Source organism: Hymenobacter glacialis, assembly GCF_001816165.1.
Lineage (GTDB): Bacteria > Bacteroidota > Bacteroidia > Cytophagales > Hymenobacteraceae > Hymenobacter > Hymenobacter glacialis.
On sequence record NZ_MDZC01000068.1, the window covers coordinates 177,332 to 192,697 of the forward strand.

Here is a 15,366-nt window from a genome sequence, read left to right on the forward strand (position 1 = left end):
GCAACTCTTTTTTCCCCGTAGCAGCTGTATCTCGGGGTGCGGCGCCTACTCCTATAGCGGTGGAAACCTCACCATTCGTATCGTTGGTCAAAGTGTGCACCCGGTTAGCGAATTAACAGAACACCGGTTGGTGTTCCATACGCACAACGAGTCCAAAGACGAATCAACGGACCATACCTTAACTTGGAGGCGGTAGCGAACGGTTTGCGGAATAAAACAAGGTTTTTTATTGCCTGTTGGAGAAGTAGGAAAAACAGAGCACCTGAGGTGGTCCGATTAGTTTGGACAGTTTAGGGCAGTAGGTTGAAGAAGTTGTTGATGAGCGTGATAGGGCAGTTGGTAGCCGATGCTGGAGTGCAGCCGGTGGTGATTGTAGTAGTCAAAATACGTGGCGACGCTTTGCTGGGCATCGGCCAAGTCGGCAAACACGGGCCGGTCGCGGAGTTCGAGCACCTCCGTTTTGAGCCGGGACCACAGGCTCTCGGCCTGGGCGTTGTCGTAGCAGCCGCCGCGGCGGCTCTGCGAGCGCAGGGCCTGGTGGTCGTGGAGCAGTTGCCGGTAGGCGTTGCCGCAGTACTGCCCGCCGCGGTCGGAGTGCACGAGCAGGCCCGGGGTGGGCGGTTGGGAAAGAAAGCCCCGCTGCAAGGCCGTGGTGATGAGTTCTTCGGGCATGGTGGCCATGACGTGCCAGCCCACGACCTGCTTGCTGGCCATGTCCTGGAAGGCGCACAAATAGGCCCAGCAGCCGTTAGCGAGCGGTAAATACGTAATGTCTGACACCCACACGCGGTTGGCCCGGGTCGGCTTGGGCTGGTCCAGCAGCCGGTTGGGGGCACAGCGCAAGCCGTGGGTGGAATCGGTCGCGCGCGGGGTGTAGGCCTTGGGCTGGAGCGCGTGCAGGCCCCGGCGGCGCATGGCCGTGCGCAGGCGCTGGCGGCCCACCCGGTGGCCTTTTTCCCGCAGCGCCACCCGCAGCCGGCGGGTGCCGTAGCGGCGTTGATGCCCCCCAAAGACCTGGACCAGCGCCGTTTCCCAGGCCGGCGTCTTCGGACCTGCCACCGCCTGCTGCTGAGCGGCTTGCCAGGCATAGTAGCCGCTGGCGGGCACGCCCAGCACGTGGCAGAGCCGCCGCACCGGGTAGTGGCCGCGCTCGGCGGCGATGAAGCGGTAGCGGCTCATAGGGTCGGGGTCACCGAGAAGATGGCGATGGCTTTTTTTAAAATGTCTAACTCCTGCGCCTGCCGCCGGGCCAGGGCCCGCAGCTGGCGCAGCTCGGCCGCCGTGTCCGGGTCCAGGGCCGTCCCCAAGGCGGCCGCCACCGGCGTTTGGGCCGCTTTCTGCCACTGGTGGATGCGTTTGGGGTCAATGTTGAGTGCCCGCGCGGCGGCCTGGGTCGAGCGGCTTTGCTCGGCCAGGCGCAGGGCTTCGGCGCGGAAGGCCGCGTCGTACTTGCGGCGTTTGTCGGGTTTCGGGGTGTCTTTCATGACGAAGGAAAGATACCACCCTGTTCTGTCCAGATTATCTAGACCACCTCATTGTTCCCGATGGAAAACGTTTTGATGCTGCCTGCCTGCATGGACGGCATTTTCTTGCAGATGATGCGCAGGGTTTGGTTGAATTGGGATTCCGGAATCAACCGAAACGAGTGCCCGGCTTCCTCGAACAGTTGCCGGGCTTTGGCCGTGAGGGGAATGGCGACCTGTTTGCCCGTTTTCTGCGTGGCCAAGACGATGGCGCTGCCTTGCACGTTGGCAGCAGTCACGTTGTAGTCAGACCGGCGCAGCCCCGTTTCCACGGCAAAAAGGAATTGTTGCCGGACTTCGTGGTGGACGCGGGCTTTCAAGGGTAAGGCTTCAAGCTCCGCTACTTCTTGCGAGGAAAGGAAAATAATGTTCTCATCTTTTCCCGCTTTTACCATTTTGAATTTGCTGAAAAACCCCAACGGCAACCCTTCATCGTCCGCAAAGTATTTGTAGATGCCCTTGATTCGGCTCAGGATGCCCCGGATGGAATTGTTGGTGACGCCCCGCTTCACAAGGTGCTGTTGAAATTCTTGAAAAAAGGCAAGGTCAATGTCTTTTAATTTCAATTTGCTGTTGAACCGGTCAACCGTGTTGCCAATAACCGTGTAATTGCCCAACGTACTTTCCTTTACGTTGTTGAGCCGTTGAATCCGGATGTACTCGTGTAGCTTTTCTTTGAAGAGTGCGCTGCTGACCAATCCCATGTCTTCTTGTAGTTCCGTCACGTAGGCCCGTATTTCCTCCGCTTCAGCCTCCAACACGGCCAACCGCTGCTGAGAGTCGCGAAGTATGCGTTCAAAGCGCTGCTGTTTGGGGAGATGGTATTCAAGGATGTACTTATGCCCGTCTACCAAGCTGCGCAATTCCTTTAGCTCGGCTTCCAAGGCGTCAATCCGTTCTTCGCGCTCCGCAACGAGGCCCCACCCTTTATCAACCTTTTTGGCGCGTTCCTGCTTTTCTTCCGTTTCGATGGCAAGCATCGCTTCCACGTTGGCCCTCGTGACGGGGCGACCAACGGATTCAATGTCGCGACAAGCCCGTGCAAACGCTTTGGCCACGGTTTCGATGCGTTCATTCTTTTCCGGATGTAACGCATCCCTCATGCTAACTTTGCCTGTGGCTGGGTTGAAGTGCGTCGGTTTGACCGTTACCCCCGTTGATTTGGCCACAGTGCCTTTTCGGTAAATGAGGTAAACCGTTGGCTCACCTGTCTTTTTGCTTTCACCTTTCAGTTTGTAGAACATTACCGGGTTTGCCCGTGGGGCGATGATGGGTGCCTCTTTCAAAGATAGTTAGGCCCCGAAATCTACTCCCATCTTAGTCCCACTTCCTTTTTTACTCGCAAGTAAAACACTGATAAATAACACTTAAAAAATAAATATGGCATTGCAATTTGATTTGGTCGTGGTTGGCAGCGGCCCCGGCGGTTACGTAGCCGCCATTCGGGCGTCGCAACTGGGTTTGAAAGTAGGCGTGATTGAGCGCGAGTCGTTGGGCGGCATCTGCCTCAACTGGGGCTGCATCCCCACCAAAGCCCTGCTGAAAAGCGCGCAGGTGTTTGAATACCTCAACCACGCCGCCGACTACGGCCTGAAGGCCGAAGGCGTGAGCTACGATTTCGGCGCCGTAATCGGCCGCAGCCGTGGTGTGGCCGATGGCATGAGCAAGGGCATCAATTTCCTGTTTAAAAAGAACAAGATTGAAACCGTGATGGGCACCGGCAAAGTGCTGGCCCCCGGCAAAGTAGAGGTGACCAAAGCCGACGGCAGCAAAGAAACGGTGGAAGCCAAATCCATCATTCTGGCCACCGGCGCCCGCTCGCGCGAGCTGCCCACCATGCCCGTCGACAACAAAAAAATCATCGGCTACCGCAAGGCCATGACCATGGAGCAGCTGCCCAAGCGCCTCGTGGTGGTGGGTTCGGGCGCCATCGGCGTGGAGTTTGCCTACTTCTACCGCACCATGGGCTCGGAGGTGACGGTGGTGGAGTTCCTGCCACGCATTGTGCCGGTGGAGGACGAGGAAGTGTCGCGCCAGATGGAGAAGTCGTTCCGCAAAATCGGCGTGAACGTGCTCACCAACGCTGAAGTAACCAAAGTGGACACCGCCGGCGAAGGCTGCAAGGTGACCGTGAAAACCGCAAAGGGCGAGCAGGTAATTGAGTGCGACGTGGTGCTGAGCGCCGTGGGCGTGACCACCAACCTCGAAAACATTGGCCTCGAAGAGCTGGGCATCAACGTGGAGCGCGGCCGCATCATCGTGGATGACTTTTACCAGACCAACGTACCCGGCATCTACGCCATCGGCGACATTGTGCCCGGCCCCGCGCTGGCCCACGTGGCTTCGGCCGAAGGCATCATCTGCGTGGAGAAAATAGCCGGCCACCACCCCGAGCCGCTCAACTACCAGAACATCCCCGGCTGCACCTACGCCTCGCCCGAAATTGCCAGCGTGGGCTACACCGAAGCCGAAGCCAAAGCCAAAGGCTACGACGTGCTGGTGGGTAAGTTCCCCTTCTCGGCTTCGGGCAAAGCCAGCGCCGCCGGCGTGAAAGACGGCTTCGTGAAAGTCATCTTCGACAAGAAGTACGGCGAGTGGCTGGGCGCCCACATGATAGGCGCGAACGTGACCGAGATGATTGCCGAAGTAGTGGTGGCTCGCAAATTGGAAACCACGGGCATGGAAATCATCAAGGCCGTGCACCCGCACCCCACCATGTCGGAAGCCATTATGGAAGCCGCTGCGGCAGCTTACGGCGAGGTGATTCACCTGTAGAATGTCCTGCGTTTAGACGCAAAGAGGCCCGGCTGGTTCAGCCGGGCCTCTTTGCGTTTTGGTTATTGGAATCAGCTACCTTGCTACTACAGTCACCATTTTGAATATGTCTTCTACCGATAATATCCTACTCTACCAGGCGCCCGATGGGCAAACGCAATTGGAGGTGCAATTGGACCATGAAACCCTGTGGCTTAATCAAGCCCAATTAGCACAGCTTTTTGGTCGTGAACGGAGCGTTATAGGCAAACATTTGCGTAATATCTTCCAAACAGGCGAGCTTGTAGAAGAAAGCAATGTGCAAAAAATGCCCATTGCTTTTTCGGATAAACCCGTAAGATTTTATAATCTGGAAGTTATCATTTCAGTCGGCTACCGTGTTAATTCTATTAAGGGTACGCATTTTCGGCAGTGGGCTACCGGTATCCTGCGCCAGTACCTCGTGCAGGGCTATGCCTTAAATGAGAAGCGACTACGCGAAAGCGCCCGCCAACTGGCCGACCTCAAGCGGCTGGTGCAGTTGCAAGGCGAAGTGGCCATTAACCAGGAATTGACCTCCGACCAATCGGACGCGCTGCTGCGGGTGCTGGGCGACTACGCCCGCGCCCTCGACGTACTCGACCAGTACGACCATCAGCGGCTGCAGGTGCGCGGCACGGCCACCGAAGAGCCTTTTGAGCTGACGTATGAAGCGGGACTGAAAGCCGTGGACAGCCTGCGCACGCAGTTTGGTGGCAGCTCCTTGTTTGGGCGCGAGAAAGACGCCTCGTTCCAGAGCTCGGTTCGGTCACATTTTACCAGAGCTTTAATGGCGAAGACCTGTACCCGAGCGTGGAGGAAAAAGCCGCAAACCTGCTATATTTTGTGGTGAAAAATTCATTCATTTTCGGACGGAAACAAGCGCATCGCCGCCTTCTTATTCGTGTGGTTTCTCGACCGGAACCGCTGTCTATGCCACCCCGACGGCTCACGCCGGCTGGCCGATAATGCGCTGGTGGCCCTCACGCTGCTCATCGCCGAAAGCAAACCGGAGGACAAGGCCACGATGGTGACGCTGGTAGTGAATCTGATTAATCAGGACAATTAAAGGTAGCGGCTTGGCAACGCACTATTTAGGAACTGCGGTGACGGCTTCCGCGAAATTCAGGTACTTGAAAACGGGGGCGAGTTGAGCGTCCAAGGTAGCCTTATCGTCGGTAAAGGCAGGTGCGTTTTCTTGCTCCAGGTGCCAGGTGCCTACGTAGTGGACCTTGCCCGGCTGAACGGTGAACAGGTAGCGACTGGCTTGCAGAGAGTCGTTTGAGTGCGCCGGCTTGGGCTTGCGCACATTTTCCTCATGCATCTCGGCCCCGTACCACTTGCTTTCAGCAAATTCATACCTGTAGAGGGCGTAACGACCGGGCGGCACCACGTAGCAGAAGGGGTTTTCCCGGCGCGAGCGCAGCAGCGGTTTCACTTCCAGGAGCAGGGCTTTGCCCGTAGTGAGGTTGACCAGCCGGACGTGTTGGCTCAAACCGCCACTGCTGAAGCCCAGGCGTTGAATGCAATTTCCGTAAACCAGACCTTGCTGTGGGTCAAAAAGGCGGTTGTAGGGTGGCCAGGAAGGGTGAGGGTGAACAAATTTACGAAATGACCCCACATCCAGCGAATCGCTCAACGCCTGGTGTAGCTGCTTGCCGTCGATGTTAAAATTTATGGGCGCGGTGAACGAAACAGTCACCGGTCGGCCATTTTGCGTGCCAGGCTCCCATTGGATGGCGTCAAGGCGGTGAGCGTTGCGCAGCACTTCGGCATCCACATCGGCGCGTAGGCCTTTCACAATTTTAATGTCCTGTGTACGGCCCTGGCCATTCACGGAAAATGAAAAAAACACTTGGCCCGCAACGCCATCACGCAGGGCCCGGGGCGGGTAACGCACATCGGCGTTGATAAAGCGCTTGAACCGCTGGTTGGAAGGCACGGCGCTATCGCCGGGTGCCAGCACCGGGAAAACCGGCATCCGCTCAATGTAGGTGTATGTTTTTGGGCCGGTAGAGTCCGGGGTTGGCTTGGGAGTAGTCGGCAAGATTTGCGCCTGGGCGCTGCTCAATCCGCCGACCAGCCAGAGGATTCCTGAAATAAAAAGAGTGTTGCGCATAGAAGCACAAGGTAGGGAGCAAGAGTTGTTCCATTTCAGCTCTGCACCGTTTTTACCGCCACTTCTGACACCACCGCCTTTTTCGGCTTCTGGCTTACCAGCCACACGCCCAGAAAGATGAGCGCCGCCTGCCCGGCCTTGCCCCAGCTGAAATGGTCTTTGCCCAGGGCCACGGCGATGAGCACGGCCAGCACCGGCTGCAGGTAAATGTACACGCCCAGGAGGGCGGGGGAAGCGTACTTCAGGGCCCAGTTGTTGAGCAGGTAGGCCAGGATAGTGAGAAAAACCACCATGTAGCCGATTTCCAGCCAGATGTAGAGCGGGAAGCTGGCGTAGTCGGCCGTGAGGGCTTCGCGCCAGCCGAAAGGCACGGCGATGACCGCGCCCACCAGAAAAATGCGCGAGAGCACCGTGAAGGCATGGTACTTGCGCATGAGCGGCTGCACCAGCACCAAGTAGAGGCCGAAGACGGTGGCATTGGCCAGGATAAAAATGTTGCCCAGCGTGGCGTGCGGGTAGATAGCGGCCTGCGCGTTGCGGCTGAGAATGAGCGAGGCCGCGCCCGCCGCGCCCACCGCTATGCCCAGCACCCGCGGCAGCGTAATCTTCTCGCTCAGGAGCACCGCCGACGCAATGACCACGATAATGGGAGCGATGGTTTGCAGCAGCGAGGCACTGATGGGCGAAGTCAGGTTCAGACCCGAGAAAAACAGCAGCTGATTGACCCCAATGCCGCAAATGCCGCACAGAATGGACCGGACGTTGTCGGCCCGGCCAACGATTTTGTCCCGTGGCGCTACCACATATTTGATGATGGTGAAGAAGAGCACCGCGCCCACGATACGCAACGTGACAATGCCGAAGGGCCCCATGTAGCGCGGCATCACGTCCTTGGACAGCGAATAGTTGGCCGCGTAAATGACGGATACAAAGAACAGGGCCGCGTGCACGCGGAAGGAATTGCGCATAGATTAAAGCAAGCAGTAAGGCGACCTTTGTGGTTCGCCTCCTCGCGGTGCCAGAACCCGGTTTGCCGGTAATCGTTCTGGCAGCACGCGCTACAAAGGTCGCGCACCTTCCGCATGTCCTCTCTCTTTCCCGACGACGAACCCGCCGCTTTCGTGCCGCAACCCGGCCCCGGCCCCGATGCCCCGCTGGCCGAGCGCCAGCGCCCCCGCCGCCTGGCCGACTACGCCGGCCAGCAGCACCTGGTGGGCGAAACCGGCGTGCTGCGCCGCTACCTCAACGCCGGTCGGCTGCCCAGCCTCATTTTGTGGGGCCCGCCCGGCGTGGGAAAAACCACCCTGGCCCACCTGCTGGCCAGCGAGCTGAAACAGCCGTTTTCGGCCCTCAGCGCCATTAATGCCGGCGTGAAGGACGTGCGCGACGTTATCGACAAAGCCAAGCGGCAGCGGGGCACGGTGCTTTTTATTGATGAGATTCACCGCTTTAGCAAGGCGCAGCAGGATGCGCTGCTGGGCGCGGTGGAAAACGGCACCGTGACCCTAATTGGGGCCACCACAGAGAATCCTTCGTTTGAGGTGATTCCCGCGTTGCTTTCGCGCTGCCAGGTGTACGTGCTGGAGGCATTGAGCGCCGACACCCTGCGCGGGCTGGTGCAGAAAGCGCTGACGGAAGACGAGGCGCTAAAGAAGAAGAAGGTCACCCTGAAAGAAGACCATGCTCTGCTGGCCCTGAGCGGCGGCGACGCCCGCAAGCTGCTCAACCTGCTGGAAATAGTAGTGCAGAGCACGCCGCCCGACAAAAAAGGCGTGGTGACCGTGACCGATGCCGTGGTGCAGCAGGTGGCCCAGCGCCCCATGGCGCGCTACGACAAGGGCGGCGAAATGCACTACGACGTCATTTCGGCTTTCATCAAAAGCATGCGCGGCTCCGACCCCAACGCGGCGCTCTACTACCTGGCCGTGATGCTGGAGGGCGGCGAGGACGTGAAATTCATTGCCCGCCGCATGCTCATTATGGCCTCGGAAGACATCGGCAACGCCAACCCCAACGCCCTGATGCTGGCCACCAGCTGCTTCCAGGCCTGCACCGTTATCGGCCTACCGGAGTCGGACCTGATACTGGCCCAGACCGTGGTGTACCTCGCCACCTCGCCCAAAAGCAACGCTTCGTACCTGGCCATCAGAGCAGCCCAGGCTGAGGTGAAGGCCAACGGCGTGTACCCCGTGCCCGTGCCGCTGCGCAACGCCCCCACGCGCCTGCTCAAGCAGCTGGGCTACGGCAAAGAATACGCCTACTCGCACAACGGCGAGGGCAACTTTGAGGCGCAGGAGTTTCTGCCGGACGCGCTCAGCGGCAAGCGCTTCTACGAGCCGGGCCACAACGCCAGCGAGCAGAAGATTCAGGAGCGCCTGCGCGGCTGGTGGGGCGAGAAATACGGCTATTAACGCGGAGTGGTGAGTGAATCAGGTTCGTGCCCTTGTTCTTGAACAAGCAAAAACAAAAAAAGAACGTCATGCTGAGCGCAGCGGAAGCATCCCTACCGTGCCTCCTGAGCTTAGCGAAGGACCTCCTCACCCAGAAACGATTTGTATTTTGGTGAGAGGATGCTTCCTGCGTCAGCATGACAGGTGGCGCGGTGAAAATGCTTCGGCTGCGCTCAGCACGACGTTCTTTTATCGCACATTTAAACGACTTTGATTTGTCGGCCGACTGTAATGCCGAGGTAGAACCGCCGATTAAGTACTGCAACTGGCCCGCCAGCCGCCGGCATTTGCGGCCGCGACCTACATTTACTACCTAAACTCACCTTCTGCATTCATGCGTCAATTTTTGAAATTTGTGCTGGCTACCATTGTTGGTCTGCTGGCCTTTAGTTTTCTGGGCTTCGTGCTGCTGGCCGTCGTGATTGGGGCGGCCGCCAGCAGTGGCGACCGCAAGAAAGTGGCCGCCAACTCCGTGCTCGAACTCAAGCTCAACGAGCCGCTCGCGGAGCGCGGGCGGAACAGTAAGTTTAATTTTGGGGCCAACAGCTCTACGACGGGCCTGGTCGACCTCAAAGCCACTATCCGCCGCGCCAAAGGCGACGAGGACATTCGGGGCATACTCCTGAACCTCGACATTGTGCAGGGCGGCATGGCTTCGCTGGAGGAAGTGCGCGACGCCCTGCTGGACTTCAAGAAGTCGGGCAAATTTGTGGTGGCCTACCACGAGGTGTGCTCCGAAAAGAGCTTCTACCTCTCGTCGGTGGCCAACCAGATTTACCTGCACCCCCAGGGCAACCTCGAATTCAACGGCCTGGGCACGGAAGTGCTGTTCTACAAGCGGCTGTTCGAAAAAGCCGGGATTGAGCCCTACATCTTCCGGGTGGGCTCTTTCAAAAGCGCCGTGGAGCCGTTTTTCCGCGAGAGCTTCTCCGACTCGGCCCGCTACCAGACCGTGTCGTTCCTGAACTCCATCAACGGCTACATGGTGAAGCAGATTGCCGCGTCGCGCGGCATCGCGCCGGCCCGCCTCATGGTCATTTCCGACTCCATGCTGGTGCACAACGCCCCCGACGCCCTGCGCCTGAAGCTGGTGACCAAGCTGGGCTACTTTGATGAGGTACAGGACTACATGCGCAACCGCCTGGGGCTGGCCAAGAACAAAAAAGTGAACCTGGTGAGCCTGAGCGAATATGCCGACAACGACCAGGACGCCGAAGTCACCTCCAGCAACCGCATTGCCGTGATTTACGCTGAAGGCGACATCGTGACCGGCAAAGGCAGCGACGATAACATCGGCAGCGAAAAATTTGCCGAAGCCATTCGCAAGGCCCGCCTCGACGACAAGGTGAAGGCCGTGGTGCTGCGCATCAACTCGCCCGGTGGCTCCTCGCTGGCTTCGGACATCATCTACCGCGAAGTGGTGCTCACCAAGAAGGTGAAGCCCATCATTGCGTCGATGTCGGACGTGGCGGCTTCCGGCGGCTACTACATTGCCATGGCCTGCGACACCATCGTGGCGCATCCCAACTCCATCACGGGTTCCATTGGCGTATTTGGCGTGCTGCCCAACATTCAGCCCCTGCTGGCCGATAAGCTCGGCATCACCGTGGACCGCGTGAACACCGGCAAGTTTTCCGACCTGCCCACCATCACCCGCGCCCTCACTGATTTTGAGAAACGCACCCTGCAGGGCGAAGTCGACAACATTTACGCCGACTTCACCACCAAAGCCGCCAAGGGCCGGGGCATGTCCGTGGAGCGCCTGCGCCGCCTGGCCTCAGGCCGCGTCTGGAGCGGCCTCGAAGCCAAGCAAAACGGCCTGGTGGACGTATTGGGCGACTATTCTGATGCCCTGCGCATTGCCGCCGCCCGCGCCGGCCTCAAAAAGGACGACTACCGCGTGCAGCAGCTTCCGCGCCGCAAGTCGGAGCTGGAAAATATTCTTTCCATGTTCGGCGGTGGCGACGAGGCCGAGGTGAAAGCCAAGGCCATGAAGGCCGAGCTGGGCCCGCTTTACCCCGCCTACGCTCAATACCAGCTGCTAATGAGCATGCGCGGCGTGCAAGCCCGCCTGCCCTACGAGCTGGACATTAAGTAATATTTTGTTGCTAAGCCCTCTGTCATCCTGAGCGCAGCGAAGGACCTTATCACCGTTGGACTTTACTTGTTCTTCGGTGATAAGGTCTTCGCTGCGCTCAGGATGACAGCTTTTTAGCCGTTTCCCCCAACTCATATTTATGCTGAAGCAAATCCAGGCCGCCGCCGCCCACATCCGCACCCAATCCCAAAACTTTAAGCCCGAAACGGGCATCATCCTCGGCACCGGGCTGGGTGCATTGGCCAATGAAGTGGAGGTAGAGTACGAAATCAACTACGCCGACATTCCGCATTTTCCGCTTTCCACGGTAGAAAGCCACGCGGGCCGGCTGCTGCTGGGCCGCATGGAAGGCCGGAAAGTGGCCGTGCTGCAGGGGCGTTTCCACTACTACGAGGGCTACACCATGCAGCAGGTGGCCATGCCCGTGCGGGTGCTCAAGCTGCTGGGCATTTCGCAGCTTCTGGTGAGCAACGCCGCCGGCGGCCTCAACCCCGACTTCCGCCTCGCGGACCTCATGCTGATTGATGACCACATCAACCTGCAGCCCACCAACCCGCTCATCGGCCCCAACCTGGACGAGCTGGGCCCGCGCTTCCCCGACATGTTTGCGCCCTACGATGCCGGCCTGCTGGCCCGCGCCGAAGCCGCCGCCAAGGCCCTGGGCCACACTGGCACCACCCGGCGCGGCGTGTACGCCAGCGTGCCCGGCCCCATGCTGGAAACCCCCGCCGAATACCGCTACCTGCGCACCATCGGAGCCGATGCCGTGGGCATGAGCACGGTGCCCGAGGTGATTGCCGCGCGCCAGCTGGGCCTGCCGGTGCTGGCTGTTTCCGTCATCACCGATTTGTGCGCGCCCGGCCACCTCAAGCCCGTGGTGCTGGCCGATATTTTTGCCGCCGCCGCCCAGGCTGAGCCCCGGCTCACGGCCCTGGTAAAAGCGGTGGTGGCGGGCCTGTAGCCACATGGCCGTCATGCTGAGCCTGTCGAAGCATCTCTACCGCGCAGGTAATTGATTTACTATCGCGGTAGAGATGCTTCGACAGGCTCAGCATGACGTTTTTTTGTCATAAGGTTTTCATGTACTACAGCATAGCTGCTCATTTCACCACTTTCGTGGCTCGGGTGGCGCTTAGCACCGAAAAGATGCCCACGCCGCCCTGTACCGTGCTGAGAATAGCCGCCGGCTGGGCAAAGGGGTTGCCATTGGCACTGCGGGCGTCGCGCACCGACTGCCGGAAGCGGTAAAATGCGGCGTCGGTGTGGTAGAGCGTGACCGTGACGGTGTCACCGGCCACGAAGCGGTAGCTGGTGCCCACCACCACGGGTTTGCCGTTCACCAACTGGTCTTCCAGGGAAATGTCTGTTTCCGGACGCTTGAGCAGGGCTCCTTTGGCGGGGTTTCCTTTGTGCAGCTGCACACGGTAGGCATCGTTGGGCGTGCTGGGGTCGCGGAAGTTGGTGAGGAAGTAGGCCTTGCGTTCGGAGCCGGTTTTGTCGTTGAATTTGTATTCCACCGAGTCGATGGGTACCAGGGCCAGCATGGTGGTGGTACCCGTCACCACGCGGCCTTGGGTGTCGCGCACGTCGAGCTTGAACACGTCGCCCGGGCGGGCCTTCAGCGTATCGCGCCCGATGTGGGTGTAGAATTTGATGACCGAGCCGGTGTCCAACAACACTGCGTAGTTGGGGCGGAACTCCAGGGCCACCGCCTTGCCATCGGGCAGGGTGAGGGTCACCTTCACATCGGGCGGCACCTGGGGCAGCGTAGCGCTCAGGTAGGGCACCGAGGTGGTGACGGCCAGGCTGGGCACTTTGCCGGGCTCCAGGTAGCATTCCACCACCAGCTCGGCCGAGTAGCTGGGCAGCGGCACGTCGATGTCGTTTTGCAGGCTGCCGCAGCCGGCCAGGCCCGCCAGGAGCATCGCAAAGCCAACCGATTTGATGAAGTGGAGCATAAGAGGAGTAGTGGGCAGGGAGGCCGTTAATGCCAGCATCAAAACCGGAAATTGTAGGTCAGGGAAGGAATGACGGGAAACAGCGACACCTGCTTGGCCTGGAAGCCCGTGATGCGGTCGTTTTCGTCCTCAATGTCTTCGAAAAACACGAAATAGGCGTTGCGGCGGTTGTAGGCGTTGTAGATGCTCAGGGTGAGGTCCTGGTTGAGCCGCGCCCCTATTTTGTACACCACGCCCAGGTCGAGGCGGTGGTAGGGGATGAGCTGGTAGGAGTTGCGGTTGGGGTAAATGGGCACCGGGCGCGGGTCGATGCCGGTGCGCGAACCCGGGATATCCTGCAACCCAAACCGGCCCAGCGGCAACGTGGTGAGCGAGCCCGACGTGTAGATGAAGCTCCCCGTGAAGTTGAGGCGCGGGCTGAGCTGGTGCAGCACCACCACGGTCAGGTTGTGGCGGCGGTCGTAGGTGGGGCGGAAGTCCTCGCCGTTGTTGATGCCGTTGGTGCCGCGCTGGGGCTGGAAATTGCGCCAACTCCAGGCCAGGGTATAACCTATCCAGCCGGTGGTTTTGCCGGTTTTCTTTTCCAGGTACAGCTCGTTGCCGTAGCTCCAGCTTTTGCCGAATATGAATTCGGTATCCAGCTCGGGGTTGACGAACAGCTGGGCGCCGTCGCGAAAATCCACCTGGTTGCGGCCCCATTTGTAGTACACCTCGTTGGTGAGCAGGTACTTGCCCTTACCCAGCAGGAAACTGGCCCCGGTGCTCACCTGCTGCGACTGTTGCGGCTTCACCGACAGCCGCGAGGGGTACCAGATGTCGGTGGGCAGCGAGGCTCCGGAGTTGGTCACCAGGTGCACGTACTGGTACATCATGGCGTAGCTGGCCTTCAGCGACGTGTTGTTGCTGAGCGAGTAGCGGGCCGAGCCGCGGGGTTCGAGGCCCCCGTAGCGGTTGCTGCCGCTCTGGAAACCCGTGAGGCGCAGGCCGCCTTCCAGCTGCAGCTTGTCGGAGGCCTTGTAATTGTCGGAGGCATAGAGGGCGCCGTCGAGGCCATTGTAGCTCACATCGGAGCCAAAATTAACGCGGCCATCGCCGGAATTGGCCTCCAGCCGGCCCACCCCAAACCGGTGCTGGGTGAGCTGGGCGCCGGCCTTCAGCAGGTGCCGGTCGTTGGGCGTGTACTCAAAATCGGTGCGGGCGCTGTAGTCCGTGATGTTTGAGCCCAGCCCGAAGCTGAACTGGTCGAATCGGTTGGTGAGGTCGTAGTTGTAGTCCGACACCGACACCGAGGTGTTCACAAAGAGCTTGTCCGAAAACGTGTGGTTCCAGCGCAGCGAGCCAATGGCATTGCCCCAGTTAAACTTAAAATCGAAGCCGCCGGGGCTGTTGAACCCAAAGGCGTCGCGCCCCAAGTAGCCGGTCAGGAACACCTGGTCTTTCTTGCCCAGCGTGTAATTGGCCTTGAGGTTGAAATCGTAGAAGTAATAGTCCGGAATGGGGCTGTAGTCCTTGGTATCCTCGTTGGCCTTGTTAAGAGCCCGCGTGAAGATGTCAAAGTAGGTGCGGCGGCCCGATACAATGAACGAGCCCTTGCCCTTGTTGATAGGGCCTTCGAAGGTGAGGCGCGACGAAATCAGGCCCACGCCGCCCGTCACCACATTTTTTTGCCGGTCGCCCTCGCGCATCTTCACATCCACCACCGACGAGAGCCGCCCGCCAAACTGCGCCGGAAACCCCGACTTGTACAAATCCACGCTTTGCACCGCATCGGAGTTAAACACCGAAAACAGCCCGAACAGGTGGTTGGGGTTGTACACCAGCGCGTTGTCAATCAGCACCAGGTTCTGGTCGGCCGAGCCGCCGCGCACAAACAAGCCGCTGGTGCCTTCGCCGCCGCTCTGCACGCCAGGTTTGAGCTGCAGCGTTTTCAGAATGTCGACCTCCCCGAAAAGCGCCGGCAGCAGCTTGGCCTCCCGGATGGTGAGTCGCTCCACGCCCATTTGGGTCGATTTGAGCTTGGCGGCCAGCGTCACGGTGCCCTGCACCACCACTTCGCCCAGCTCATTGCCACTGGCTTCCAGCGCGAGGTTCAGCCGTTGGTTTCGGGTCAGGTTCAGCTCGCGGGTGAGTTGCTGGTAGCCCACAAAGGCCACCACCAGCTGGTGCCTTCCCGCTGGCAGGGGCAGGGCAAAATGGCCTAGCGAGTCGGCCGCGGTGCCCGTGCTGAGGGCCGGCACCGCCACGCTGGCGCCAGGCAGCGCTTCCCCCTTATCACCGCGCACCGTCCCGCTGATGGTATAGCGCGGGCCCTCCTGGGACCAAACAGACCCCCAGAAGCCGGCCACGCACACCACCAACACCACCAATAGCAGACAACGCGCAGCAGAACTAAAAAGCATAGGGGGCAATCGGGAAGTATACGGAG

13 protein-coding genes are annotated in these 15,366 nt (G+C 59.6%); 6 read left to right on the forward strand and 7 right to left on the reverse strand.

Annotated features, from left to right (window positions below; all coding sequences use genetic code 11):
- Nucleotides 1-276 precede the first annotated feature (276 nt).
- The 3 genes from BEN48_RS11060 to BEN48_RS11070 are packed head-to-tail and all read right to left on the reverse strand — an operon-like array spanning nucleotide 277 to nucleotide 2,809.
- Nucleotides 277-1,179 carry an IS3 family transposase gene (locus tag BEN48_RS11060; RefSeq protein ID WP_083320981.1) on the reverse strand — a complete coding sequence of 301 codons (903 nt, stop codon included), beginning with the start codon at nucleotides 1,177-1,179 and terminating at the stop codon, nucleotides 277-279.
- The gene (locus BEN48_RS11065) at nucleotides 1,176-1,484 is read right to left on the reverse strand and encodes a transposase (RefSeq protein WP_070734839.1); all 309 of its coding nucleotides are present in this window, start codon (nucleotides 1,482-1,484) and stop codon (nucleotides 1,176-1,178) included. The genes BEN48_RS11060 and BEN48_RS11065 overlap by 4 nt, the downstream gene beginning before the upstream one ends.
- A 38-nt stretch (nucleotides 1,485-1,522) precedes the next feature.
- A complete protein-coding gene (locus BEN48_RS11070) occupies nucleotides 1,523-2,809 on the reverse strand; it encodes a tyrosine-type recombinase/integrase (RefSeq protein ID WP_070734841.1) in 1,287 nt (428 codons plus the stop codon).
- Between the two features lie 94 nt (nucleotides 2,810-2,903).
- On the opposite strand from BEN48_RS11070, the gene lpdA reads away from it, so the two are divergent.
- The 3 genes from lpdA (at nucleotide 2,904) to BEN48_RS19785 (ending at nucleotide 5,385) form a co-directional block, all read left to right on the forward strand.
- On the forward strand, nucleotides 2,904-4,298 hold the full coding sequence (lpdA, locus tag BEN48_RS11075) for a dihydrolipoyl dehydrogenase (protein ID WP_070734843.1): 1,395 nt from the start codon (nucleotides 2,904-2,906) through the stop codon (nucleotides 4,296-4,298).
- Nucleotides 4,299-4,404: 106 nt separating this feature from the next.
- Entirely contained in the window at nucleotides 4,405-5,169 is a 765-nt protein-coding gene (locus tag BEN48_RS11080; RefSeq protein WP_241502246.1) for a virulence RhuM family protein, read from the forward strand.
- A 3-nt stretch (nucleotides 5,170-5,172) separates the two neighbouring features.
- Nucleotides 5,173-5,385 (forward strand): Fic family protein, encoded by a 213-nt coding sequence (locus BEN48_RS19785; protein WP_262490088.1) that lies wholly within the window; start codon nucleotides 5,173-5,175, stop codon nucleotides 5,383-5,385.
- A gap of 21 nt (nucleotides 5,386-5,406) precedes the next feature.
- Here the strand turns inward: BEN48_RS19785 and BEN48_RS11085 are convergent, their stop codons facing one another.
- Nucleotides 5,407-6,435, reverse strand: coding sequence for an energy transducer TonB (locus tag BEN48_RS11085; protein WP_083320982.1), 1,029 nt, complete (start codon nucleotides 6,433-6,435; stop codon nucleotides 5,407-5,409).
- Nucleotides 6,436-6,470: 35 nt separating this feature from the next.
- Complete coding sequence (locus tag BEN48_RS11090) at nucleotides 6,471-7,403, reverse strand: DMT family transporter (protein ID WP_070734846.1); 933 nt, start codon at nucleotides 7,401-7,403, stop codon at nucleotides 6,471-6,473.
- A gap of 114 nt (nucleotides 7,404-7,517) precedes the next feature.
- Here BEN48_RS11090 and BEN48_RS11095 point away from each other — a divergent pair, with 114 nt between their 5' ends.
- The 3 genes from BEN48_RS11095 to BEN48_RS11105 all read left to right on the forward strand — a co-directional run bounded on the left by BEN48_RS11095 (nucleotide 7,518) and on the right by BEN48_RS11105 (nucleotide 11,944).
- Complete coding sequence (locus BEN48_RS11095) at nucleotides 7,518-8,846, forward strand: replication-associated recombination protein A (RefSeq protein WP_070734848.1); 1,329 nt, start codon at nucleotides 7,518-7,520, stop codon at nucleotides 8,844-8,846.
- Nucleotides 8,847-9,219: 373 nt separating this feature from the next.
- Nucleotides 9,220-10,983: a signal peptide peptidase SppA gene (gene sppA / locus BEN48_RS11100; protein WP_070734851.1), complete on the forward strand. Its 1,764-nt coding sequence runs from the start codon at nucleotides 9,220-9,222 to the stop codon at nucleotides 10,981-10,983.
- A gap of 139 nt (nucleotides 10,984-11,122) precedes the next feature.
- Complete coding sequence (locus BEN48_RS11105) at nucleotides 11,123-11,944, forward strand: purine-nucleoside phosphorylase (RefSeq protein WP_070734853.1); 822 nt, start codon at nucleotides 11,123-11,125, stop codon at nucleotides 11,942-11,944.
- A 139-nt stretch (nucleotides 11,945-12,083) separates the two neighbouring features.
- Here BEN48_RS11105 and BEN48_RS11110 read toward each other — a convergent pair whose 3' ends face one another.
- Together BEN48_RS11110 and BEN48_RS11115 are read right to left on the reverse strand one after the other, a co-directional pair.
- A complete protein-coding gene (locus BEN48_RS11110; protein WP_070734855.1) occupies nucleotides 12,084-12,980 on the reverse strand; it encodes a DUF4249 domain-containing protein in 897 nt (298 codons plus the stop codon).
- On the reverse strand, nucleotides 12,980-15,340 hold the full coding sequence (locus BEN48_RS11115; RefSeq protein WP_083320983.1) for a TonB-dependent receptor: 2,361 nt from the start codon (nucleotides 15,338-15,340) through the stop codon (nucleotides 12,980-12,982). Before BEN48_RS11115 ends, BEN48_RS11110 begins: the two co-directional genes overlap by 1 nt.
- Between the last annotated feature and the right edge of the window lie 26 nt (nucleotides 15,341-15,366).